This window comes from Streptomyces sp. NPDC002623 (genome assembly GCF_053592635.1).
This window is the reverse complement of record NZ_JBSFWB010000009.1, coordinates 260,406-282,625: the sequence shown is the minus strand read 5'-3', so window position 1 is coordinate 282,625 and position 22,220 is coordinate 260,406. Positions and strand designations below refer to the sequence as shown.

Here is a 22,220-nt window from a genome sequence, read left to right as displayed (position 1 = left end):
TTGCCGCCGCTCCAGGAGGACCCGTGTCCCGCACCGCCCTGCGAATCTGCCCCCTGTGCGAGGCCACCTGCGGGCTGACGCTCACCATCGAGGGGACGAAGGTCACCGGCGCCCGCGGCGACCGGGAGGACGTCTTCAGCAAGGGCTTCATCTGCCCCAAGGGCGCCTCCTTCGGCGCCGTCGACGCAGACCCCGACCGGCTCCGGACGCCCCTGGTGCGCCGGGACGGCGAACTGCGCGAGGCCACCTGGCAGGAGGCCTTCGACGCCGTGGCCGCCGGGATCCGGCCGGTCGTCGAGCGGTACGGGGCGAACTCCGTCGGTGTCGTCCTCGGCAACCCCAACGTGCACACCATGGCCGGCGCGCTCTACCCGACCGTCCTGATCGCCGGCCTCGGCACCCGCAGCCTCTTCACCGCCTCCACCGTCGACCAGATGCCCAAGCACGTCTCCAGCGGACTGCTCTTCGGCGACGCGAACGCGATCCCGGTGCCGGACCTCGACCACACCGACCATCTCCTGCTGATCGGCGCCAACCCCCTGGAATCCAACGGGAGTCTGTGCACCGCCCCCGACTTCCCCGGCAAGCTCAAGGCGCTCAAGGCCCGCGGCGGCACGCTCACCGTCATCGACCCGCGCCGCACCCGCACCGCGAAGCTCGCCGACCGGCACATCGCGATCCGGCCGGGCACCGACGCGCTGCTCCTCGCGGCGATGGCGTACACGCTGTTCGAGGAACGCCTGGTGGACCTGGGGGAGCTGGCCCCGCACATCGAGGGCCTCGACGAACTCGCCGAGTCCGTCCAGGACTTCACCCCCGAGGCCGTCAGCGCCGCCTGTGACGTGGACGCCGCGATCGTCCGCACCCTGGCCCGCGAACTCGCCGCCGCCCCCACCGCCGCCGTCTACGGCCGCATCGGCAGCTGCACGGTCCCCTACGGCACACTCGCCAGCTGGCTCGTCGACGTCCTCAACATCCTCACCGGCAACCTGGACCGGCCCGGCGGCGCGCTCTTCCCGCAGGCCGCCACCGACCGGACCCCCCGTCCGGCCGGCCCCGGCCACGGCTTCCGGCTCGCCCGCTGGCGCTCCCGGGTGAGCGGGCACCCCGAGGCCAAGGGCGAGCTGCCGCTGTCCGCGCTCGCCGAGGAGATCGACACCGCGACGCCGGAGGGCGAGCCGATCCGCGCGCTCGTCGCCGTCGCCGCCAACCCCGTGCTGTCCGCCCCGGACGGCGACCGGCTCGACAAGGCGCTCGACTCGCTCGACTTCATGGTCAGCGTCGACCCCTACCTCAACGAGACCTCCCGCCACGCCGACGTCGTGCTGCCCCCGCCGCCGCCCTCGCAGAGCCCGCACCACGACTTCGCCTTCAACACCCTCGCCGTCCGCAACCAGGTCCGCTACAACCGCGCCCCCGTCCCGCTGGAGCCGGGCCGGATGGCCGAGACCGAGATCCTCGCCCGGCTGACCCTCGCCGCGACCGGCATGCACGGCGCGGACCCGTCGGCCGTCGACGACCTCGTCATCGGCCAGACCCTCGGCAAGGCCGTCACGGAGGCGCACTCGCCCGTGCACGGCCGCGACCCCCAGGAGCTCGCCGCGCAGCTCACCGGCGAGAGCGGCCCCGAGCGCCGCCTCGACATGATGCTGCGCCTCGGCCCCTACGGCGACGGCTTCGGCGCCCGCCCGGACGGACTGGGCCTGGCCCGGCTGCTCGCCGCCCCGCACGGCATCGACCTCGGCCCGCTGCGCCCCCGCCTGCCCCAGCCGCTGAAGACCCGCAGCGGACGGATCGAACTGCTCCCGCAGCCGATCGTCGACGATCTCCCGCGCCTGCGCGAGGGCCTGCGGCGCGAGCCCGAGGGCCTCGTCCTCGTCGGTCGGCGGCATCTGCGGTCCAACAACAGCTGGATGCACAACGTCCCCGCCCTCACCGGCGGCACCAACCGCTGCACCCTGCACATCCACCCCGAGGACGCCGAACGGCTCGGCGTGCGCGACGGGGCGCCGGTGCGGGTGAAGGGCGCCGGGGGAGAGGTCACCGCGCCGGCCGAGGTCACCGACGGCGTGCGCCGGGGCGTCGTCAGCCTGCCGCACGGCTGGGGCCACGACCGCCCCGGCACCCGACTCAGCCACGCCGCCGTCGACCCCGGCGTCAACGTCAACCAGCTCCTCGACGGCAGCCTGCTCGACCCCCTGTCCGGCAACGCGGTCCTCAACGGAGTGCCCGTGGAATGCGCCGCCGTACTGGCCCTGTGAGCTGAGCAAAGCCGTGACCTGGAGTTTTGCGCTTATTGCTCGCACGCAAACTCCTTGTTAACACCGTTTAAACGGGCCTAACGTCATCGCACCGCCGACCCCCAGGTGGGATGTTCAAGGGCGAACGTTAGGTATCCATTCATGCTGACCATCCTCGGCTTCGCCATGATCGCGACCTTCCTGGTCCTGATCATGCTGAAGAAGATGTCGCCGATCGCGGCGCTCGTACTGATCCCGGCCCTGTTCTGCGTCTTCGTCGGGAAGGGCGCCAAGCTCGGTGACTACGTCATCGACGGCGTCACCAGCCTCGCCCCCACCGCGGCGATGCTCATGTTCGCGATCGTCTACTTCGGTGTGATGATCGACGTCGGCCTCTTCGACCCGATCGTCCGAGGCATCCTCAAGTTCGCCAAGGCCGACCCGCTGCGCATCGTCGTCGGCACGGCGCTGCTCGCCGCGATCGTCTCCCTGGACGGCGACGGCTCCACCACCTTCATGATCACCGTCTCGGCGATGTACCCGCTGTACAAGCGCCTGAAGATGAGCCTGGTCGTGATGACCGGTGTCGCGGCCATGGCCAACGGCGTGATGAACACGCTGCCCTGGGGCGGGCCGACCGCCCGAGCCGCCACCGCGCTGAAGCTCGACGCCAGCGACATCTTCGTGCCGATGATCCCGGCGCTGGCCGTGGGCCTGCTCTTCGTCATCGCCCTCTCCTACGTCCTCGGCCGCCGCGAGCGCGCCCGGCTCGGCGTGCTGACGCTGGACGAGGCGCTGGTGGACGAGAAGACGCTCCTCGAGGAGAAGGTCGAGCAGACGGAGTCCGTGCTCGTGGGCGCCGGCGCCGGCGGCGGCTCAGGCACCGACAAGGTCGTTGCCCCGGTCGGAGGTTCCGGCGGCGCCGTCGCGCTCGGCGACGAGGCCGAGGACGACGACGACTTCAAGGGCCTCGACCCGCACCGGGCCACCCTGCGCCCCAAGCTGTACTGGTTCAACGCGCTGCTCACGGTCTCCCTGCTGACCGCCATGATCATGGAGTGGCTGCCGATCCCGGTGCTGTTCCTGCTCGGCGCCGCGCTCGCCCTCACCGTCAACTTCCCGCACATCCCGTCCCAGCGGGAGCGGCTCGCCGCCCACGCCGACAACGTCCTCAACGTCTCCGGCATGGTCTTCGCCGCCGCCGTCTTCACCGGCGTCCTGCAGGGCACGGGCATGGTCGACCACATGGCCAAGTGGATGGTCGACGTCATCCCCGAGGGCATGGGCCCGCACATGGCGCTCGTCACCGGCGTCCTGAGCCTCCCGCTCACCTACTTCATGTCGAACGACGGCTTCTACTTCGGCGTCCTGCCCGTCCTCGCCGAGGCCGGTGCGGCGCACGGCGTCTCCCCGCTGGAGATGGCCCGCGCCTCGCTCGTCGGCCAGCCCCTGCACATGTCCAGCCCGCTGGTCCCGGCCGTCTACGTCCTCGTCGGCATGGCGAAGGTCGAGTTCGGCGACCACACCAGGTTCGTCGTCAAGTGGGCCGCCCTCACCTGCCTGGTGATCCTCGGTGCGGGCATGCTGTTCGGGATCATCTGACCCACCCGTGGAGGAACTTGTGAGGCCCGGTAGGAACCGTGGCTGGCTGCTCCGTCTCGTCATCGCCTTCGGCTTCGCGCAGGGGGCGGTGTCGATGGCCCGGCCCGCCGTCTCCTACCGGGCCCTCGCGCTCGGCGCCGACGAGCGGGCGATCGGTGTCATCGCCGGCGTGTACGCGCTGCTGCCCCTCTTCGCGGCCGTGCCGCTCGGCCGGCGCACCGACCACGGCCGCTGCGCGCCCCTGCTGCCCGTCGGCGTGGTCCTCATATCCGGCGGCTGCGTGCTGAGCGGCCTCGCCGGCTCGCTGTGGACGATGGCCCTGTGGAGCGGGGTGATGGGCCTCGGCCACCTCTGCTTCGTCATCGGCTCCCAGTCGCTGGTCGCCCGCCAGTCCGCGCCGCACGAACAGGACCGCAACTTCGGCCACTTCACCATCGGCGCCTCCCTCGGCCAGCTGATCGGCCCCATAGCGGCCGGAGCGCTGATCGGCGGTCCCGACATGGCGGGCAGCAGCGCGCTGGCCCTGCTCGTCGCGGGGGCGGGCTGCGCGGTCGCGTTCACCTCGCTGTGGCGCATCGAACACCGTGACACGCGGCCCAAGTCCCCTGCGGGCAACGGCGATCGCGTCCCCGTCGGCCGGATCCTGCACGCCCGGGGCGTCCCCGCCGGCATCCTCATCAGCCTCTCCGTGCTGTCCGCGACCGACATCCTCACCGCCTACCTGCCGGTGGTCGGCGAACACCGGGGCATCGCGCCGTCCGTGATCGGCATCCTGCTCAGCGTCCGCGCGGCGGCCTCCATCGCCTGTCGGCTCGTCCTCACCCCGCTGCTGCGGCTGCTCGGCCGGACCGCGCTGCTCACCGTGACCTGTCTGCTGGCGGCCGTGCTGTGCGCCGGGATCGCGCTGCCGGCGCCGGTCTGGGGGCTGGGCGTGATCCTCGCGCTGCTCGGCTTCTGCCTCGGCGTCGGGCAGCCGCTGTCCATGACCACGGTCGTCCAGGCCGCACCCGACGGCGCCCGGTCCACCGCCCTCGCGCTGCGTCTCACCGGCAACCGGCTCGGCCAGGTCGCCGCGCCGGCCGCCGCGGGTCTGGTGGCCGGGGTCGCGGGTGTGGCCGCGCCGTTCGTGATGCTGGGGGTGCTGCTGCTGATCTCGTCCGGGGTGGCGGTGCGGTCGCCGGGGGAGCCGCGCGGGGGAGGGGGCACGGGGGCGGCCCCGGCCGGACGGCGCTCCAGATCGGGATTGCGCCGGTCGAGCGATGTCTGACGGCGCGTCGGGCGGCGCTCCCACAGTCGGGGGCGTCGATGTGAAAGAGAGTCAGGTGCGAGAACGATTTGTATGAAAATCGTCCTGACTCGGAGGAATGCACATGTCCACCTCGACGCTCCCGTCCGCTCGCGGCTCCCGCCTCGGCGCCACGGCCCTCACGGTGCTGGCCGCGGCGGGATTCACCTGCCTCGCCGCGCCGTCCGCCATGGCCGTAGGGGAAGCCGGCGACATCAGGATCCACCGCGAGCAGGTACCCCTCGGCGTCTCGAAGGACGACCCGGTGGCCTGCCGCTTCTACCTCGACGCCGCGAACTTCGCCGACCTCAGATCCGTCTCCTACACCATCCAGGCGAAGCCCCCCACGGAAGGCACCGCCACCGTGACCGGCACCATCAACCTGACCCAGGGCGCCGGGCACACCGACGTGCTGGGGCTGGCCGAGGGCTCGTACACGCTCAGCTGGGACCTTCCCTCGGCCTCGGGCGGGGTCGTCGCCTCGACCAGGGTGAAGGTCTTCCGGATCAACTGCGGTCAGGAGGGGCGCGGCGGGGGCCGGGGTCCGAACCGGCCGATCACGGACGACGGCCGGGAGGCCGCGGCTCCGGGCGGCCGGGGCGGCGACCAGGCCGACGGCGACCAGACTCCCACCGGCCAGACCGCTGCAAGCCAGGCTCCCACCGGCGAGACCGCTGCAAGCCAGGCCCCCACCGGCCAGACCGCTGCAAGCCAGACCCCCGCCGGCCAGACCGCGGCCGGCGAGAACGCCGCGGGCCAGTCGGCTGCCGATCAGACCACGACCGGTCAGGCCGCTACCGGTCAGGCCGCTACCGGTCAGGCCGCTACGGGTCAGACTGCGACGGGTCAGACCGCCACAGGTCAGACCGCCACGGGTCAGGGTGCCGGCCGACAGAGCGGCAGCGAGCAGAGCGGCAGCGCCTGGAGCGGCGAGAAGGGCGGCGGTCCGGAGGGCGGCGTCCACGCGGGCGGCGGCGGCCTCGCCGACACCACGCAGGCCTTCACCCCGCTGGCCGGAGCCGCGGCCGTCGGTCTGGTGGCCGTGGGCGGCGTCGCGTACTTCCGACTGACCCGCCGGCGCACGCACGGTGCCGCGTAGGCGCGCACGCAGGCCCTGGCACCGGACTCGTGCGTTTCGCCTCACCAGGACGGCCGTGCTCGCGGTCGTCCTGGTGACGGCGGGAGTCCGGTGCGGGGGGCACGACGTTCCGGTCGCCCCGGCCCGGGCCGGGGCCCCGGCCGCCCCGACCGCCGGGGGCGGCGCCGACGAGGACGAGCGGAGGACGGGCAAGGCCGACGAGGACGAGCGGACAGCGGGCAAGGCCGACGAGGGCGAGCGGGCGGCGGGCAAGAAGGCGTCCGGGCCCCGCAAGCCCCCTCCCCGCCCGCTGCCCCGGTCCCCGGCGACCACCCTGCGCGTGCCCTCGCTGGGCATCGTCGCGCCGATCGTCCCGCTGCGGCTCGGCCCCGATCGGCACCTCGGGACCCCGCCGCTGGACAGGCCCAAGCTCGTCGGCTGGTACGCCGGCGGCCCCACCCCGGGAGAGCGGGGCACGGCCGTCGCCGTCGGACACCGCGACACCAAGACCGGCCCCGCGGTTTTCGCCGGCCTCGCGCGGGTGGCCCGGGGCGCCCGGATCGAGGCCAAGCGCGCGGACGGGCGCACCGCTGTCTACACCGTGGACCGGGTACGGGTCTTCGACAAGGCCACCTTCCCCGACAAGGAGGTCTACGGCCCGGCCCGCCGCCCCGAGCTCCGCATCCTCACCTGCGGCGGCCTCTTCCGCCATGCGACGGGCTACACCAGCAACGTCGTGGTCTTCGCCCATCTGACAGCGACCCGTTGACCCGCCGCCCGCGACCGGCGGCCCCGCCCGACCGGGCCCGCGCCCGCCCGCCGAATCAGGCAGTCCGGTTTCTCGGGTATCGGACGGTGGTGTCCGATTCGGTCCCCTCTCTTCCGCGGGTGCGTACAGTCCGTTAGCTTCCGTGACTCACAAGCCGAGTCTCCGGGACGCTTCTCATGACACGCGCCATCTCTCTGCACGACGTCAGCAAGGTCCATGTCCGGGGCAGCCGGGTCGTGGACCGGCTGTCGTTGGACATCGCCCCCGGTGAGTTCCTGGTGCTGCTGGGCCCCTCCGGGTGCGGGAAGTCCACCGTGCTCAGGATGATCGCGGGGCTGGAGCACATCACCGAGGGCGAGCTGCGGCTCGACGGCGCGTACGCGAACGACCTGGCGCCTTCGGATCGGGACATCGCGATGGTCTTCCAGAACTTCGCTCTCTATCCGAACATGACCGGCCGCGACAACATCGGCTTCCCGCTGCGCATCGAGACGCCCGGCGCCGATCCGGCCCCGCGCGTGGACGCCACCGCCCGGATGCTCGGCATCGAGGACCTCCTCGACCGCTTTCCCGGCCAGCTCTCCGGCGGCGAGCGGCAGCGGGTCGCCATGGGGCGGGCGATCGCCCGGCACCCCTCCGCCTTCCTGATGGACGAGCCGCTGTCCAACCTCGACGCCAAGCTCCGCAACCATCTGCGGGCCGAGATCTCCAAGCTGACCCGGGAGTTGGGCGTCACCACGGTCTACGTCACGCACGACCAGGCCGAGGCCATGTCGCTCGGCGACCGGGTCGCCGTACTGCGCGGCGGAGTCCTCCAGCAGGTGGGCACCCCGCGCGCGGTCTACGCGCTGCCGCGCAACGTCTTCGTCGCCGCCTTCATCGGCACCCCGCGCATCAACCTGCTGCGCGGCGTGGTGCGCGCCCCGCTCGACGGGGCGATGACGATCAGCCTCGGCAAGCAGGCCCTCCGGCTGCCCGAACCCCACTGCCTGGACCACAAGTTGCTGCGTGTGCAGCAGGGCCGTGAGGTGATCGTCGGACTGCGCTCGGAGGCCGTCCGCATCGCCACGCCCGCCGACGCCCGACCCGGCGAGACGCACATCACCGGCCTCGTGGAGCACGTCGAGTTCCAGGGACATGAGGTGCTCGTCCACTTCAACACCGGCTCCCGGCCCGCCCTCGTGCCGGATCTGGAGGCGCCACGGCCCGCCCCGCAGCCGTCGTCACGGCGGCGTCGTCGCGAGCGCGGCGGGGTGCTCGGCCGGCTGCGGGAGCGCGCGGGCGGCCTGCGCGCCGGGCCGGTCGTGGTCCTGGACGAGCCGTCGGGGCAGGGCCCGTCTTCCGGCGTCCCCGAGAGCCGAGCCCTCGGCGACCTCGTCGTGCGCACCACCCCCGACTACGACCTCCGCCACGGCATGCAGATCCCCCTCCTCGTCGACATCGCCCATCTCTTCGTCTTCGACCAGCACGGCGAGCGCATCAGTCCGGCCCCGGACCGGTTACCGGACCTGGACGACCTCGACGACCTGGTCGGGTGACGAGGCGTACTCCAGCGCCCCTCCGGCGTCCTCTGGTGCCTCAAAACTATCGACGCTAGTTTAGGTCGCGGACGACGAGCACCGCCCGGAGGGAACGCGATGAAGGCACACGACGGCATCTACCTGGACGGCGCATGGCGCCCGGCCGCGGGCCAGGACGTGATCGAGGTCGTCGACCCGGTGGACGAACAGGTGATCGGCAGGGTCCCGGCGGGCGACGCCGTCGACGTCGACGCCGCCGTACGGGCCGCCCGCGCCGCCCTGCCGGGCTGGGCCGCGACCCCGCCCGCCGAGCGCGCGGCCCGGCTGACCGCACTCCGGGACGTCCTGGTCGCCCGCAAGGAGGAGATCGCCGAGACGGTCACCGCCGAACTCGGCTCGCCCCTGGCGTTCTCCCAGGCGGTCCACGCGGCCGTGCCGATCGCGGTCGCGGGCTCCTACGCCGAGCTGGCCGCGACCCACTCCTTCGAGGAGCGGGTCGGCAACTCGACCGTCTTCCACGAGCCGATCGGCGTGGTCGGCGCGATCACCCCCTGGAACTACCCGCTGCACCAGATCGTCGCCAAGGTCGCCCCGGCGCTCGCCGCGGGCTGCACCGTGGTCCTGAAGCCCGCCGAGGACACCCCGCTCACCGCCCAGCTCTTCGCCGAGGCCGTCCATGAGGCGGGCGTCCCGGCCGGCGTCTTCAACCTCGTCACCGGCCTCGGCCCGGTCGCCGGCCAGGCGCTCGCCGAACACCCCGACGTCGACCTGGTCTCCTTCACCGGCTCCACGGCCGTGGGCAGGCGGATCGCCGCGACGGCGGGCGCGGCCGTCAAGAAGGTCGCCCTCGAACTCGGCGGGAAGTCCGCCAACGTCATCCTGCCCGGCGCGGACCTCGCCAAGGCGGTCAACGTCGGCGTCGCCAACGTGATGTCCAACTCGGGCCAGACGTGCAGCGCCTGGACCCGGATGCTCGTCCACCGCGACCAGTACGAGGCGGCGGTCGAGCTCGCCGCGGCGGCGGCCGCCAAGTACGGCGAGCGCATCGGCCCGGTCGTGAGCGCCGCGCAGCAGGCACGGGTACGGGGTTACATCGAGAAAGGCGTGGCCGAGGGGGCGCGGCTGGTCGTGGGCGGCCCCGAAGCCCCGCGCGAACAGGGCTACTTCGTCAGCCCCACGGTCTTCCGCGATGTGACCCCCGACATGACCGTCGCCCAGGAGGAGATCTTCGGCCCGGTCCTGACCGTCCTGCGCTACGAGGACGAGGACGACGCCCTGCGGATCGCCAACGGCACGGTGTACGGGCTCGCGGGCGCCGTCTGGGCCGGCGACGAGGCGGCGGCGGTGGCCTTCGCCCGTCGGATGGACACCGGCCAGGTCGACATCAACGGCGGCCGCTTCAACCCCCTCGCCCCCTTCGGCGGCTACAAGCAGTCGGGCGTCGGCCGCGAACTCGGCGCGCACGGTCTCGCCGAGTACCTCCAGACCAAGTCCCTCCAGTTCTAAGGGAGTCAGCCCGCCATGGCCGTCCGAGCCGCCGCCCGCCCCTTCGTCCGAGCCGCCGTACTGCCCGCCGTCGGCGCTCCGCTCGAGATCACGGAGATCGACCTTCCGGAGCCCGGCCCCGGCCGGGTCCGCGTCCGGCTCGCCGCCGTCGGCGTCTGCCACTCCGACCTGTCCCTGTCCGACGGCACCATGCGAGTGCCGGTCCCCGCGGTCCTGGGACACGAGGGCGCCGGCACGGTCGTCTCCGTCGGGGAAGGAGTCGAACACCTTGCGCCCGGTGACGGCGTCGTCCTCAACTGGGCTCCGTCCTGCGGACGTTGTCACGCCTGCTCGCTCGGCGAGGTCTGGCTGTGCGCCAACGCGCTCAACGGCGCCGCAGAGGTCTACGCCCGCACGGCGGACGGCGCCGACCTCCACCCGGGCCTGAACGTCGCCGCCTTCGCCGAGGAGACGGTCGTCCCGGCCTCCTGCCTGCTGCCCCTGCCCGACGGCATCCCCCTCACCGACGCGGCCCTCCTCGGCTGCGCGGTGCTCACCGGCTACGGCGCGATCCACCACTCCGCCCGGGTCAGGCCCGGCGAGACGGTCGCCGTCTTCGGCGTCGGCGGGGTCGGTCTGGCCACCCTCCAGTCGGCCCGCATCGCCGGCGCCTCGACGATCGTCGCCGTCGACGTCTCCCCGGAGAAGGAGGAACTGGCGCGGGCGGCGGGCGCCACCGAGTACGTCGTCGCCTCCGCGCAGACCGCCCGCGAGATCCGCGCCCTCACCGGGAAGCAGGGTGTCGACGTGGCCGTCGAGTGCGTGGGCCGCGCGGTCACCATCCGCACCGCCTGGGAGTCCACCCGGCGCGGCGGCCGCACCACGGTCGTCGGCATCGGCGGCAAGGACCAGCAGGTCACCTTCAACGCGCTGGAACTCTTCCACTGGGGCAGGACCCTGTCCGGCTACGTGTACGGCAACTCCGACCCGGCCGAGGACCTCCTCGTCCTGGCCGAGCACGTACGGGCCGGCCGTCTGGACCTCTCCGCCCTCGTGACGGAGCGGATCGCCCTGGACGGCATCCCGGCGGCCTTCGACAACATGCTGGCCGGCAAGGGCGGCCGGGCGCTGGTGGTCTTCTAGAAGCCCGGGCTACCGGGAGGCCTCGGGGTCGGGGTCCCGCCGCACGGGCCGCGGCCCCGGAGCCCGCTCCGGCGGCGCGGCCGGCGGCGCGCCCGCCTTCGACCGCGACCGCGACACGGCCACCCCCGCGAGACACAGCGCCCCGCCCGCCAGCGTGAGCGGCCCCGGCACCTCGCCCAGCGCCAGCCACGACATCAGCACGACCAGCGCGGGCACCGCGTACGTCGTCGCTCCCATGCGGCTCGCCGTCGTCCGGGCCAGGGCGTAGGCCCAGGTGGTGAAGGCGAGCGCGGTCGGAAAGACGCCCAGGTAGACCATGTTGAGCGTCGCCGAGAGCGGCGCGTCGGCCGCCTCGTGCGCCAACTGCCCGGCGAACGGCAGACACACCACCGCCCCGACGAGACACCCGAACGTCGTCACCTGCAGCGCGCTCGCCCGGGCCAGCGCCGGCTTCTGCGCGACCACCCCGCCCGCGTAGCCGACGGCGGCGAGCAGACACAGGACCACGCCGAGCACCGACGCGCCGCCCTCGCCCGACATCGACAGCCCCACGGCCACCGCGCCGGTGAACGACACCGCCATCCCGGCCAGCAGCCGCGGCGGCATCGGGTCCCCGAGCAGCCGTGCGCCGAGCAGGGCTATGAGGATCGGCCCGATGTTGACGACCAGGGCCGCCGTCCCCGCGTCCACCTGCTGCTCGCCCCAGTTGAGCACCACCATGTAGAAGCCGAACCACAGCACGCCCGACACGGCGATCCCGCGCCAGGCGGGCCTCGGCGGCCACCCCACACGCCGTACGGCGCAGATGACCCCCAGCACCACGGCCCCGCAGACCAGCCGCCCGAGCGCCAGCGCCCCGGGCGAGTACGCGTCGCCCGCACTGCGGATCGACACGAAGGCGGAGGCCCACAGGACCACGGTCACGGTGGCCGCGGCGCCTGCGAGCAGGGGGGTGTGGCGGGGAGTCATCATTCTCCTGAGGCTACGAAGGCGACGGGCGAAGAGCTCGCGGATTTCGGTCGTGTGCGTCTGATCGTGTGCGTCCGGCCGTGTGCGTCTGCCGGTGCGCGGTGGCCGGCAGCGGCCACCGCGGCGGGGGCGCCTCAGCGGAGCGAGACGGGCTCGATGCCGAGCAGCTCATGCAGCGCCCGCTCTCCCGACGGGGTCACCTTCACCGCACGTTCCGTGCCGATGCGTACGCACCAGCCCGCGTCGAGGGCGTGCCGGCACAGGGCCGCGCCCGCGGCGCCCGCCAGGTGGGGGCGGCGCTCGGTCCAGTCGAGGCAGGCGCGGGCGAGCGGGCGTCGGGTGGTGAGGTCGAGCGCGATGCCGTTGCCCGCGAACCACCGCAGCCCCGCTTCGGTCAGCCCGACCCGGCCCTCGATGTCCAGCAGTCCCTGTGCCGCGAGGGCGTCGGTGACGGTGATGCCGAGGCGGCCGGCGAGATGGTCGTAGCAGGTGCGGGCCCGGGCCATCGCCGAGCCGGCGGTGGAGGCGCGCAGGCCGCGCGGACGGCGGGCGGGGTCCGGGGCGACCTCGGCGGCCAGGTCCTCCAGCAGCTGGGCGATCCGGGTGTCGGCGAGCCGTACGTACCGGTGCCGGCCCTGCCGTTCCTCGGCCAGCAGTCCGCCCGCGACCAGCTTGCCCAGGTGCTCGCTCAGCGTCGACGCGGCCACCCCCGCGTGCCGGGCCAGCTCGCCCGCGGTCCACGCCCGCCCGTCGAGCAGGGCAAGCAAGCAGGCGGCCCGGGTCTCGTCGGCGACGAGACCGGCGAGGGCGGCCAGCCCCGGGGCCCGTGCGTCCCGGCGGTTCCCGGTGTCCTTGATGCTCACGCGTTCCAGCATGAGCGACGGATACTTCGGCGCCCGCCGAACTGTGTCAGCCGAACTGTGTCAGCCGAAATGCGTCCGCATCAGGAAGCGGGCAGCTGCTCGAACTGTTGGGCGAGCCCGTCCAGCAGGGCCGTCAGGCCGGTTTCGAACGCGCGCTCGTCGATCTTCTCCTGCTGCTCGGCCAGGAGGTGGGCCTGGCCGAGGTGCGGGTAGTCGGCGGGGTCGTACGCGCTCACATCGTCGACGAAGCCGCCGGCGAAGGAGCCGAGCGCGGAGCCCATGATGAAGTAGCGCATCAGCGCGCCGATGGACGTGGCCTGCGAGGGCGGCCAGCCGGCGTGGACCATCGCGCCGTACACCGCGTCGGCGAGGCGCAGTCCGGCGGGGCGGCGGCCGGGGCCCTGGGCGAGCACCGGGACGATGTTCGGGTGGTCCCGCAGGGCGGCCCGGTAGGAGGCGGCCCAGTCGTGCAGCGCGGTCCGCCACTCCCGGCCGTCCTCGAACATCGACAGATCGACCTGGGCGCTCACCGAGTCGGCGACGGCCTCCAGGATCTCGTCCTTGGTGTGGAAGTGGTTGTAGAGCGAGGGCCCGCTCACCCCGAGTTCGGCGGCGAGCCGGCGCGTGGAGACGGCTGCCAGGCCTTCCGCGTCCACGAGCGCCCGTGCGGTCTCGACGATCCGGTCGGTGCTGAGGAGGGGCTTGCGCGGTCGGGCCATGGCGCACATAGTAGGGCTGCGGCACAGAAACTAGCAGTGCTAATTTATGGCGTCGAGCCAGCTGATCCAAGGGTGCGGGCATTCATGAATCTGGGGCTCAGTGAGGAGCAGGCGGCCGTCCAGCGGCTCGCCAGGGACTTCGTGGAGCGCGAGATCGCCCCGCACGTCGTCGCCTGGGACCGTGCCGAGGAGGTGGACCGGTCCATCGTCAAGAAGCTCGGCGAGGTCGGCTTCCTCGGGCTGACCGTCGACGAGGAGTACGGCGGCTCGGGCGGCGACCATCTCGCCTACTGTCTGGTCACGGAGGAACTCGGCCGCGGGGACTCCTCCGTGCGCGGGATCGTCTCCGTCTCGCTCGGGCTGGTCGCCAAGACGATCGCCGCCTGGGGGAGCGAGGAGCAGAAGCGGCGCTGGCTGCCGGGGCTGACGTCCGGCGAGACCGTCGGCTGCTTCGGCCTGACCGAACCCGGCACCGGCTCGGACGCGGGCAACCTGACGACCCGCGCGGTCCGCGACGGCGACTCGTATGTCGTCGACGGCGCCAAGATGTTCATCACGAACGGCGCCTGGGCCGACGTCGTCCTGCTCTTCGCCCGCTCGACCGACGCCCCCGGCCACAAGGGCGTCTCCGCCTTCCTCGTGCCGACCGACACCCCCGGCCTGACCCGCCGCACCATCCACGGCAAGCTCGGCCTGCGCGGCCAGACGACCGCGGAACTGGTCCTGGACGACGTCCGGGTGCCCGCCTCCGCGCTGCTCGGCCCGGAGGGCAAGGGCTTCTCGGTCGCGATGTCGGCGCTGGCCAAGGGGCGGATGTCGGTCGCGGCGGGCTGCGTCGGCATCGCGCAGGCCGCCCTGGACGCGGCGGTCCGGTACGCGGGCGAGCGCGAGCAGTTCGGCCGGAGCATCGCCCACCACCAGCTCGTCCAGGAACTGATCAGCGACATCGCGGTCGATGTCGACGCGGCGCGGCTGCTGACCTGGCGGGTCGCCGACCTGATCGACCGGGGCCTGCCCTTCGCCACCGAGTCCTCCAAGGCCAAGCTCTTCGCCTCGGAGGCCGCCGTCCGCGCCGCCAACAACGCCCTCCAGGTCTTCGGCGGCTACGGCTACATCGACGAGTACCCGGCGGGCAAACTCCTGCGCGACGCCCGCGTGATGACCCTCTACGAGGGCACGAGCCAGATCCAGAAGCTGGTCATCGGGCGGGCGCTGACCGGGGTTTCGGCGTTCTGAGTACCTTCTGAGTAGCCGGACGGATGTGACGGAGGCCTCGTCCGGCGAGGCTTCTCCCATGAGTGAGACACCGGTCAAGCAGAACACCGCCGCCTTCTACGGCCAGGCGGTCGCGTCCTTCGCCGTGGCGATGGCGGCGACGGCCATCGGCATCTTCAAGCTGAACGCCGACGCCTGGGTGCGCGGCTTCCTCGCGATCGCCGTCCTCTACCTCGTGACGTCCGCCTTCACCCTCGCCAAGGTGATCAGGGACAAGCAGGACGCGGCGGTCCGGACATACAGCCCCTTCGAGAAGCTCTGAGCAGACGGAAAAGCTCTGAGCGGGCACTCTAAGCGGGCGCTCAGCTTCGGCGGTATGGTGGAGCTCCTGTACCGAGAGGGGCGAACGAGCGATGACTACGGCGGCGGAGACGACCGGCGGCGAGATCGAGCCGTGGGAAGAGGTCACCCCTGACGCGGCCCGGCGGCTGCTCGTCGCCGCCGTGGAGGCCTTCGCCGAGCGCGGCTACCACGCGACGACGACCCGGGACATCGCGGGCCGTGCGGGGATGAGCCCGGCCGCCCTCTACATCCACTACAAGACCAAGGAAGAGCTGCTCCACCGCATCAGCCGGATCGGCCACGACCGCGCGCTGGACATCCTGCGCACGGCGGCCGCCGGCGACGGCGACGCCACCCGGCGTCTCGCGGAGGCGGTGAGCTCCTTCGTGCGCTGGCACGCCGGGCGCCGCACCACCGCGCGGGTGGTGCAGTACGAACTGGACGCGCTCGGCCCCGAGGCCCGCGCCGAGATCCTCGACCTGCGCCGACAGGTCGACGCCGAGGTGCGCGGGATCATCGAGGACGGCGTGGCGAGCGGCGAGTTCGATGTGCAGGACGTACGCGGCACGACCCTCGCCGTGCTGTCCCTCTGCATCGACGTGGCCCGCTGGTTCAACGTCGACGGCCCCCGCACGCCCGACGAGGTCGGCGCGCTGTACGCCGACCTCGTGCTGCGGATGGTGGGCGCGACGAAGTAGCGCCCACATGTAGTACCCGTACTACAGGTAGTACGGGTACTGCGGGTGTTACAGGTGCTACGGGTATTACAGGTAGTACCGGGACACCGACTCCGCCACGCACACCGGCTTGTCCCCGCCCTCGCGCTCCACCGTGAAGGCGACGCTGACCTGGACGCCGCCGGTGACGTCCTCGACGCCGGTGATCTTCGCGGTGGCGCGCAGCCGCGAGCCGACGGGCACGGGGGAGGGGAAACGGACCTTGTTCGTCCCGTAGTTGACGCCCATCTTGACGTTCTCGACCTTGATCAGCTGGGGGCCGAAGAGCGGCAGCAGAGACAGGGTGAGGTAGCCGTGCGCGATGGTCGTGCCGAAGGGGCCGGCGGCGGCCTTCTCCGGGTCGACGTGGATCCACTGGTGGTCGCCGGTGGCCTCCGCGAAGAGATCGATCCGCTTCTGGTCGACGTCCAGCCAGTCGGTGTACCCCAACTGCTCGCCCACCGCCGCCTTCAGGTCGTCGGCGGACGTGAAGATCCTCGGCTCTGCCATGTCTGTCGGCCCTCTCGCGTCACTAACTGCCCGGTCACCATGTCATAGGTCTAAGCAACTGCTTAGCATGGTCGGCTGTCGAGTCGATGTCAACGGACCCGGGTCTGCGGCGGTGGGTAGGGTTCGAGGGGTGCCGCAGATTCCCGAGAAGATCCACGAGCTCACGGTCGGCCAGCTCGCCGCGCGCAGCGGCGCCGCCGTCTCCGCCCTGCACTTCTACGAGTCCAAGGGCCTGATCAGCAGCCGCCGCACGACGGGCAACCAGCGCCGCTACCACCGCGACACACTGCGCCGCGTCGCCTTCGTCCGGGCGGCGCAACGGGTCGGCATCCCCCTGGCCACCATCCGGGAGGCGCTCGCCGAGCTTCCCGAGGAGCGGACCCCGACCCGCGAGGACTGGGCCCGCCTCTCGGAGGCATGGCGTGCGGAGCTGGACGAACGCATCAAGCAGCTCAACCGCCTCCGCGACCACCTCACCGACTGCATCGGCTGCGGCTGTCTGTCCCTCGCCACCTGCGTCCTCTCCAACCCGGACGACGTCTTCGGCGAACGGGCCTCGGGCTCACGCCTGCTGGTGGAGCGCAAGGCGGGGACGGTGCAGGGCTGCTCGGAGCGGTGAAGGGCCGCTCGGGGGCGGCGAAGGGCTGCTCGGGGGCGGCGAAGGGCTGCTCGGGGGCGGCGAAGGACTACTCGTACTCCGTGCCGCCCTTGCGGGTCAGATACGCCCCGCTCACCGCCTTGGCGATCGCCCGTCCCCCCGTCACCGGGCTGTACCGCTCGACGGCCGGCCGGATCACCACGCCCTCGCGCAGATGCAGCTCACGTCCGGACACCGTCTCGCGGCCGGTCGCGATCTCCAGGACCCGGCCGCTGTCGTAAGGCCCCTCGAACAGGCGGGGCACGAGGGGCAGTCGGCCCTCCAGCAGCTCCGCCGCGTCCAGCCAGTGCAGCGTCCCGTCGATCTCCGCGGACACGTCGAACACCGCGTATCCGAGGGTTTCCCGTCGCCCGTCCGCGCCGTACGTCAGGTCCTGCACGCCCGCTCCGTACACCTCGCCGAAGATCCCGATCCGACGGGCGCCCAGTCGCTCGGCGAGCCCGGCCGCCGCCTCGGCGACCCCGTGGCCCCGCACGGCACGCCAGTACAGGTTGCGCGGGTCCTCCGCCAGGGCGAGGGACTTCGCGCCGAAGCCCTTCGAGGAGACGTACACCCGCTCCTCGTCCGCGACGTATGTCAGCAGGCATGCCGTGCCGTGCAGTTTCTCGGTCAGGACCACCGGCTCGCCGGGTTCGAAGATGCCGGGGTAGCGCTGGATGTTCTCGATGTCCACCCACGGCAGCAGATCCAGGGCCGCCTCGACCTCGCCGCTCATGGTCGGCGGGATCGGCGGCACCCACTTGACGATGCCGAGCCGCTCCGCGAAGTCGGCGCCCTCGGCCGCGGCCAGCGCCAGGTCGACGTCCACCAGTGCCTTCGGGCGGCACACGATCCCCTGCGACAGCTCGCCCCGCAGCCGCACCGCCTTCACCCGGTCCGACCTGCTGCCCGCCAGCCGCCCGGTCAGCCCCAGCTCCTCGACCAGCTCGGCCGGGAGCACCGACTGCTCGGGGATGTAGAGGGCGGCCTCGCCGGTTCGGTAGGCGCCCTTCGCGACGACGGCCCGATACAGGCCGACCTGGGCCAGTTCGAGGGCGTCCGCGCCCGGGTGTTCGTGGATGGTCAGCACTTCGGCGGTGACGCGCAGCGTCGACATGAGGGCTCCTTCAGGGCCGGGTACGGCTTCCTCGGCTGGGTTTCATCCCCCCGACTCTGCCCGCCGGGAAACGGATGGAGCGACCCGTTTAACCCCTGGTAACGTCCCCGCCCACGCCAACTGACCGTCGGACACGGCCTGTTCCGGACCTGCCGGGTCAGCGCCCCTCGGCGCGGCATCCCGTGGCCCCGCGCCCGTCGGCTCGGCATCCGCCGGCTCGGTATCCGTCGGGTCGGTATCCGTCGGGTCGGTATCCGTCGGCTCGGCTGAGTGGCTCGTGAACGTCTCGGTGGAACAGGGGGTGCGGCATCCCCGGCGCACCCCCGTCGTACTCTCAGGTCGGCCGTGGGCCGACCTTGGGCAGAGCATAGGGCCGGTGTCAGGGCCTCAGGCCGACACCAGCAGCCGCCCGCGCCTGGCGTAGGCCAGGGCTTCGGGGGTGAGCACCGGGCGCGGTACGAGGATTCCGCAGTCCGCGCAGACCGGGCCCGCCGACGGTTCGTGATCCAGCTCGTACTTCCACGGGAGCCGCTCGCCGCCGCACACCGGGCAGCCCGAGCCCGGTTCCCGCTTCAGCGCGGAGATCAGCCTGCGCAGTACCTCGGCCAGCGACTCACGGGGGTGAAGTCGCGGGTCGTCGCACCAGGCGACGCCGAAGCCGCCCCAGGTCAGCCGGTGCCAGTCGTCCACACTGCCGGGCCTGCGCAACCCGCCGTGCTTCTCCTTCCTGCGGCGCGCGGCGAACTCGACCTCATAGGCCAGCCACACCGCGCGCGCCTCCTCCAGCTCGTCCAGCGCGGCCACGAGCCGCGCTGGGTCGGGGGAGCGGTCCTCCGGACCGAACCCGGCGCGTGAGCAGAGGTGGTCCCAGGTCGCCCTGTGCCCGTAGGGGGCGAACCGCTCAAGGCACTTACGCAGCGAATACCGCCGCAGCGCCAGATCGCACCGAGGGTCTCGCACCTGTCTTGCCAGACTTCGGAAACCCGCCATCGCCTTGCACCTCCGTCACATCTGCACCTGTACTTCGGTCACTTCGGCGTCGTCGTACGGACGTCGTCGAATAGACGTATCGACATGCGATTCGGCTCCATCCGATTTTCCGATGACCTCCCCCTGCCGAAAACTTGACGCATGTTCATCTTCAAACCCGGGGATACCGCCGGTAACCTTCCGCCGACCCCCCTGTCGCTAGGAGCAGCCGATGCCACGGCGAACCCCCCGAACAACTCTCGACAGACTGAGAACTCCCGGCAGATTCCCCGGGTTCCTGAAGACCGCCTCCGTATGCGCGCTGATTGCCGGACTTTTGTCGCCGCTTTCCCAAACGGCGGTTGCCGCCGAGGTCACGGCGGCGAACGACTACTGCGGCGGACAGTGCTCCGACATCCTGCCGCCCGGCGAGAACGGCAACGCGACCCTCGCCCAGATCCTCCTCAACCAGGCCTTCGGCACCCAGCCCGAGCACGCCGAGGACCAGCTGGGCCCCTACGCCAACCTGGCCAAGGGCTACTCCACGCTCACCAACGCCACGATCAACACGTTCTTCAACGACGCGTCGTTCGGAGTCTCCGCCGATCAAGTCGCCTCCACCCTCAGTCCCGCCGGCCGTACGGACGTGACGATCGTCCGGGACAAGAAGACGGGTGTCCCGCACATCACCGGTACCACCAGATACGGCACGGAGTTCGGCGCCGGATATGCGGCCGCCCAGGACCGGCTGTGGCTGATGGACGTCTTCCGCCACGTCGGCCGCGGCCAGCTCACCGCGTTCGCCGGCGGCGACCCCTCCAACCAGGGTCTTGAGCAGCAGTTCTGGCGCAACGCTCCGTACACCGAGGCAGACCTCCAGGCCCAGATCGACAACGCCGTCGCGAACAACGGCACCCGCGGCCAACAGGCACTCGCCGACGCCAACGCCTATCTGGCCGGCGTCAACGCCTATATCGACGCCTCCGACAGCGGCCGCTACTTCCCCGGTGAATACGTCCTGACCGGCCACAAGGACTCAATCACCAATGCAGGCACCATCGATCACTTCAAGATCACCGACCTGGTGGCGCTGGCCTCGGTCATCGGCGCGCTCTTCGGCTCCGGCGGCGGCGGAGAGGTCAACAACGCCATCTCGCTGCTCGCCGCACAGGAGAAGTACGGCGTCACACAGGGCACCCAGGTCTGGGAGGCGTTCCGCGAACGCAACGACCCCGAGGCCGTCCTCACCGTCCACGACGGCCAGAGCTTCCCGTACGCCGCCAAGCCCGCGAGCCCGCAGGGCGCGGCGCTGCCCGACGCCGGCTCGGTGACCACGGAGCCGCTGATCTACGACGCCACGGGCACCGGCGGCGACGCGAGCGCGAGCGCCGCCTCCGCCACGGCGACCGCGACCGCCCTCAGCTCGGCCAAGCGCGGCATGTCCAACGCCCTCGTGGTGAGCGGCAGCGCCACGGCCAGCGGTCACCCGATCGCCGTCTTCGGACCGCAGACCGGCTACTTCGCCCCGCAGCTGCTCATGCTCCAGGAGATCCAGGGTCCGGGCATCAGCGCCCGCGGCGCCTCCTTCGCGGGGCTGAGCATGTACGTCGAGCTCGGCCGCGGCCAGGACTACTCGTGGAGCGCCACGACCTCCGGCCAGGACATCATCGACACCTACGCGGTCGAGCTGTGCCAGGACGACTTCCACTATCTGTACCGCGGCGTCTGCACGGCCATGGACGTGGTGGAGCAGAAGAACGCCTGGAAGCCGACCACCGCCGACGACACGGCCGTGGGCTCGTACACGATGCGGGTCTACCGCACCAAGTACGGTCCCGTGGAGTACCGGGCGACCGTGGGCGGCAAGAAGGTCGCCTACACCACCCTGCGCTCCTCGTTCATGCACGAGGCCGACTCGATCATCGGCTTCCAGATGCTGAACGACCCGGACTACGTCAAGAGCCCGCAGACCTTCCAGAGCGCGGTGCAGCACATCAACTACACCTTCAACTGGTTCTACGCCGACTCCACCCACACCGCGTACTACAACAGCGGCGACAACCCGGTGCGCGCGAGCGGCGTCGACGCCGAGTTCCCGGTGTGGGCGCAGGCGGCGTACGAGTGGAAGAACTGGGTGCCGGCCACCAACACGGCCGAGTACACGCCGGCCTCGGCGCACCCCAACTCCATCGACCAGGACTACTACATCTCCTGGAACAACAAACAGGCCCTGGACTACTCGACGGCCTCCTGGGGCGACGGGTCGGTGCACCGCGGCAACCTGCTCGAGGACCGGGTGAAGAAGCTGGTCGCGGCCGGCGGCGTCACGCGCGCGTCCCTGACGAAGGCGATGGCGGACGCGGCGCTCGCGGACCTGCGCGCCGAGGACGTCCTGCCGGACCTGCTGAAGGTGATCAACAGCTCCACGGTCACGGACACCACCGCGGCCGCGGCCGTGACCAAGCTCCAGACCTGGCTCACGGCCGGCGGCAAACGCACCGAGACCACGGCGGGCTCGAAGACCTACGCCAACGCCGACGCGATCCGCATCCTGGACGCCTGGTGGCCGCTGCTGGTCAAGGCCGAGTTCGAACCCGGCCTCGGCACCGCCCTGTACACCGCGTTCACCGCCAACCTGCCCATCGACGAGGCCCCGTCCGCGGCCCACGGCCCGACCGGGGCGCACGCCGGAAGCTCCTTCCAGTACGGCTGGTGGAGCTATGTCGACAAGGACATCCGGGCCGTGCTCGGCGAGTCGGTACAGGGCGGGCTGCCGCAGAAGTACTGCGGCGGCGGCACCCTCACCGGCTGCCGGGACGTCCTCATCAGCACCCTGAAGACGGCGGCCGGCCTGACCGCGGCCCAGGTCTACCCGGGCGACGACCTGTGCGCGACCGGCAACCAGTGGTGCGCCGACTCGATCGTTCAGCGCACCCTGGGCGGCATCAAGCACGGCAACATCAGCTGGCAGAACCGGCCCACCTTCCAGCAGGTGGTGGAGTTCACCTCGCACCGGTGAGCCCGTGAAAGACGGCGGCGGA

The 22,220-nt window shown here is 72.0% G+C and carries 19 protein-coding genes; 13 read left to right on the top strand and 6 right to left on the bottom strand.

Annotated elements, in window-relative coordinates; translation table 11 throughout:
• Positions 1-23 precede the first annotated feature (23 nt).
• From ACWD4O_RS19400 to ACWD4O_RS19365, 8 genes are all read left to right on the top strand, one after another.
• Positions 24-2,261 carry a molybdopterin oxidoreductase family protein gene (locus tag ACWD4O_RS19400; protein WP_451281238.1) on the top strand — a complete coding sequence of 746 codons (2,238 nt, stop codon included), beginning with the start codon at positions 24-26 and terminating at the stop codon, positions 2,259-2,261.
• Between the two features lie 141 nt (positions 2,262-2,402).
• Complete coding sequence (locus ACWD4O_RS19395; protein ID WP_451281236.1) at positions 2,403-3,842, top strand: CitMHS family transporter; 1,440 nt, start codon at positions 2,403-2,405, stop codon at positions 3,840-3,842.
• Between the two features lie 19 nt (positions 3,843-3,861).
• Positions 3,862-5,109, top strand: coding sequence for an MFS transporter (locus ACWD4O_RS19390; protein WP_451281235.1), 1,248 nt, complete (start codon positions 3,862-3,864; stop codon positions 5,107-5,109).
• A gap of 103 nt (positions 5,110-5,212) precedes the next feature.
• Positions 5,213-6,226 (top strand): hypothetical protein, encoded by a 1,014-nt coding sequence (locus tag ACWD4O_RS19385; protein ID WP_451281233.1) that lies wholly within the window; start codon positions 5,213-5,215, stop codon positions 6,224-6,226.
• 55 nt (positions 6,227-6,281) lie between these two features.
• A complete protein-coding gene (locus tag ACWD4O_RS19380) occupies positions 6,282-6,974 on the top strand; it encodes a class F sortase (protein ID WP_451281232.1) in 693 nt (230 codons plus the stop codon).
• Positions 6,975-7,150: 176 nt separating this feature from the next.
• Positions 7,151-8,512, top strand: coding sequence for an ABC transporter ATP-binding protein (locus tag ACWD4O_RS19375; RefSeq protein ID WP_451281230.1), 1,362 nt, complete (start codon positions 7,151-7,153; stop codon positions 8,510-8,512).
• A gap of 99 nt (positions 8,513-8,611) precedes the next feature.
• Positions 8,612-10,000 (top strand): aldehyde dehydrogenase family protein, encoded by a 1,389-nt coding sequence (locus ACWD4O_RS19370; protein WP_451281228.1) that lies wholly within the window; start codon positions 8,612-8,614, stop codon positions 9,998-10,000.
• A 15-nt stretch (positions 10,001-10,015) separates the two neighbouring features.
• A complete protein-coding gene (locus tag ACWD4O_RS19365; RefSeq protein ID WP_451281226.1) occupies positions 10,016-11,122 on the top strand; it encodes a Zn-dependent alcohol dehydrogenase in 1,107 nt (368 codons plus the stop codon).
• Between the two features lie 9 nt (positions 11,123-11,131).
• Here the strand turns inward: ACWD4O_RS19365 and ACWD4O_RS19360 are convergent, their stop codons facing one another.
• The 3 genes from ACWD4O_RS19360 to ACWD4O_RS19350 form a co-directional block, all read right to left on the bottom strand.
• Complete coding sequence (locus ACWD4O_RS19360; RefSeq protein WP_451281332.1) at positions 11,132-12,091, bottom strand: DMT family transporter; 960 nt, start codon at positions 12,089-12,091, stop codon at positions 11,132-11,134.
• 134 nt (positions 12,092-12,225) lie between these two features.
• On the bottom strand, positions 12,226-12,966 hold the full coding sequence (locus ACWD4O_RS19355) for an ArsR/SmtB family transcription factor (RefSeq protein ID WP_451281225.1): 741 nt from the start codon (positions 12,964-12,966) through the stop codon (positions 12,226-12,228).
• A gap of 68 nt (positions 12,967-13,034) precedes the next feature.
• Positions 13,035-13,673, bottom strand: coding sequence for a TetR/AcrR family transcriptional regulator (locus ACWD4O_RS19350; protein ID WP_451281224.1), 639 nt, complete (start codon positions 13,671-13,673; stop codon positions 13,035-13,037).
• 84 nt (positions 13,674-13,757) lie between these two features.
• Between ACWD4O_RS19350 and ACWD4O_RS19345 the strand changes: the two genes are divergently transcribed.
• The 3 genes from ACWD4O_RS19345 to ACWD4O_RS19335 all read left to right on the top strand — a co-directional run bounded on the left by ACWD4O_RS19345 (position 13,758) and on the right by ACWD4O_RS19335 (position 15,928).
• Positions 13,758-14,909 carry an acyl-CoA dehydrogenase family protein gene (locus ACWD4O_RS19345; RefSeq protein ID WP_451281222.1) on the top strand — a complete coding sequence of 384 codons (1,152 nt, stop codon included), beginning with the start codon at positions 13,758-13,760 and terminating at the stop codon, positions 14,907-14,909.
• Positions 14,910-14,967: 58 nt separating this feature from the next.
• Positions 14,968-15,210 (top strand): YiaA/YiaB family inner membrane protein, encoded by a 243-nt coding sequence (locus ACWD4O_RS19340; protein ID WP_451281220.1) that lies wholly within the window; start codon positions 14,968-14,970, stop codon positions 15,208-15,210.
• A 91-nt stretch (positions 15,211-15,301) separates the two neighbouring features.
• Positions 15,302-15,928, top strand: a complete 627-nt coding sequence (locus ACWD4O_RS19335) for a TetR/AcrR family transcriptional regulator (RefSeq protein WP_451281219.1) — start codon at positions 15,302-15,304, stop codon at positions 15,926-15,928.
• Positions 15,929-15,994: 66 nt separating this feature from the next.
• Here ACWD4O_RS19335 and ACWD4O_RS19330 read toward each other — a convergent pair whose 3' ends face one another.
• Positions 15,995-16,456, bottom strand: coding sequence for a MaoC family dehydratase (locus tag ACWD4O_RS19330; RefSeq protein WP_351914242.1), 462 nt, complete (start codon positions 16,454-16,456; stop codon positions 15,995-15,997).
• Positions 16,457-16,586: 130 nt separating this feature from the next.
• On the opposite strand from ACWD4O_RS19330, the gene soxR reads away from it, so the two are divergent.
• The gene (soxR, locus tag ACWD4O_RS19325; RefSeq protein ID WP_451281217.1) at positions 16,587-17,075 is read left to right on the top strand and encodes a redox-sensitive transcriptional activator SoxR; all 489 of its coding nucleotides are present in this window, start codon (positions 16,587-16,589) and stop codon (positions 17,073-17,075) included.
• Between the two features lie 67 nt (positions 17,076-17,142).
• Here the strand turns inward: soxR and ACWD4O_RS19320 are convergent, their stop codons facing one another.
• Together ACWD4O_RS19320 and ACWD4O_RS19315 are read right to left on the bottom strand one after the other, a co-directional pair.
• Positions 17,143-18,210: an RNA ligase (ATP) gene (locus ACWD4O_RS19320; RefSeq protein WP_451281215.1), complete on the bottom strand. Its 1,068-nt coding sequence runs from the start codon at positions 18,208-18,210 to the stop codon at positions 17,143-17,145.
• Positions 18,211-18,597: 387 nt separating this feature from the next.
• The gene (locus ACWD4O_RS19315; protein WP_451281213.1) at positions 18,598-19,200 is read right to left on the bottom strand and encodes a hypothetical protein; all 603 of its coding nucleotides are present in this window, start codon (positions 19,198-19,200) and stop codon (positions 18,598-18,600) included.
• Between the two features lie 211 nt (positions 19,201-19,411).
• Here ACWD4O_RS19315 and ACWD4O_RS19310 point away from each other — a divergent pair, with 211 nt between their 5' ends.
• Positions 19,412-22,198: a penicillin acylase family protein gene (locus tag ACWD4O_RS19310; RefSeq protein ID WP_451281212.1), complete on the top strand. Its 2,787-nt coding sequence runs from the start codon at positions 19,412-19,414 to the stop codon at positions 22,196-22,198.
• Positions 22,199-22,220: the final 22 nt, after the last annotated feature.

Bases quoted from the DNA above. Each gene is read 5' to 3' on its own strand.
- ACWD4O_RS19320 (WP_451281215.1), bottom strand. From the start codon at position 18,210: ATGTCGACGCTGCGCGTCACCGCCGAAGTGCTGACCATCCACGAACAC.
- ACWD4O_RS19355 (WP_451281225.1), bottom strand. From the start codon at position 12,966: ATGCTGGAACGCGTGAGCATCAAGGACACCGGGAACCGCCGGGACGCA.
- ACWD4O_RS19345 (WP_451281222.1), top strand. From the start codon at position 13,758: ATGAATCTGGGGCTCAGTGAGGAGCAGGCGGCCGTCCAGCGGCTCGCC.
- ACWD4O_RS19360 (WP_451281332.1), bottom strand. From the start codon at position 12,091: ATGACTCCCCGCCACACCCCCCTGCTCGCAGGCGCCGCGGCCACCGTG.
- ACWD4O_RS19315 (WP_451281213.1), bottom strand. From the start codon at position 19,200: ATGGCGGGTTTCCGAAGTCTGGCAAGACAGGTGCGAGACCCTCGGTGC.
- ACWD4O_RS19330 (WP_351914242.1), bottom strand. From the start codon at position 16,456: ATGGCAGAGCCGAGGATCTTCACGTCCGCCGACGACCTGAAGGCGGCG.
- ACWD4O_RS19385 (WP_451281233.1), top strand. From the start codon at position 5,213: ATGTCCACCTCGACGCTCCCGTCCGCTCGCGGCTCCCGCCTCGGCGCC.
- ACWD4O_RS19395 (WP_451281236.1), top strand. From the start codon at position 2,403: ATGCTGACCATCCTCGGCTTCGCCATGATCGCGACCTTCCTGGTCCTG.
- ACWD4O_RS19340 (WP_451281220.1), top strand. From the start codon at position 14,968: ATGAGTGAGACACCGGTCAAGCAGAACACCGCCGCCTTCTACGGCCAG.
- ACWD4O_RS19335 (WP_451281219.1), top strand. From the start codon at position 15,302: ATGACTACGGCGGCGGAGACGACCGGCGGCGAGATCGAGCCGTGGGAA.
- ACWD4O_RS19370 (WP_451281228.1), top strand. From the start codon at position 8,612: ATGAAGGCACACGACGGCATCTACCTGGACGGCGCATGGCGCCCGGCC.
- ACWD4O_RS19350 (WP_451281224.1), bottom strand. From the start codon at position 13,673: ATGGCCCGACCGCGCAAGCCCCTCCTCAGCACCGACCGGATCGTCGAG.
- ACWD4O_RS19375 (WP_451281230.1), top strand. From the start codon at position 7,151: ATGACACGCGCCATCTCTCTGCACGACGTCAGCAAGGTCCATGTCCGG.
- ACWD4O_RS19310 (WP_451281212.1), top strand. From the start codon at position 19,412: ATGCCACGGCGAACCCCCCGAACAACTCTCGACAGACTGAGAACTCCC.
- ACWD4O_RS19365 (WP_451281226.1), top strand. From the start codon at position 10,016: ATGGCCGTCCGAGCCGCCGCCCGCCCCTTCGTCCGAGCCGCCGTACTG.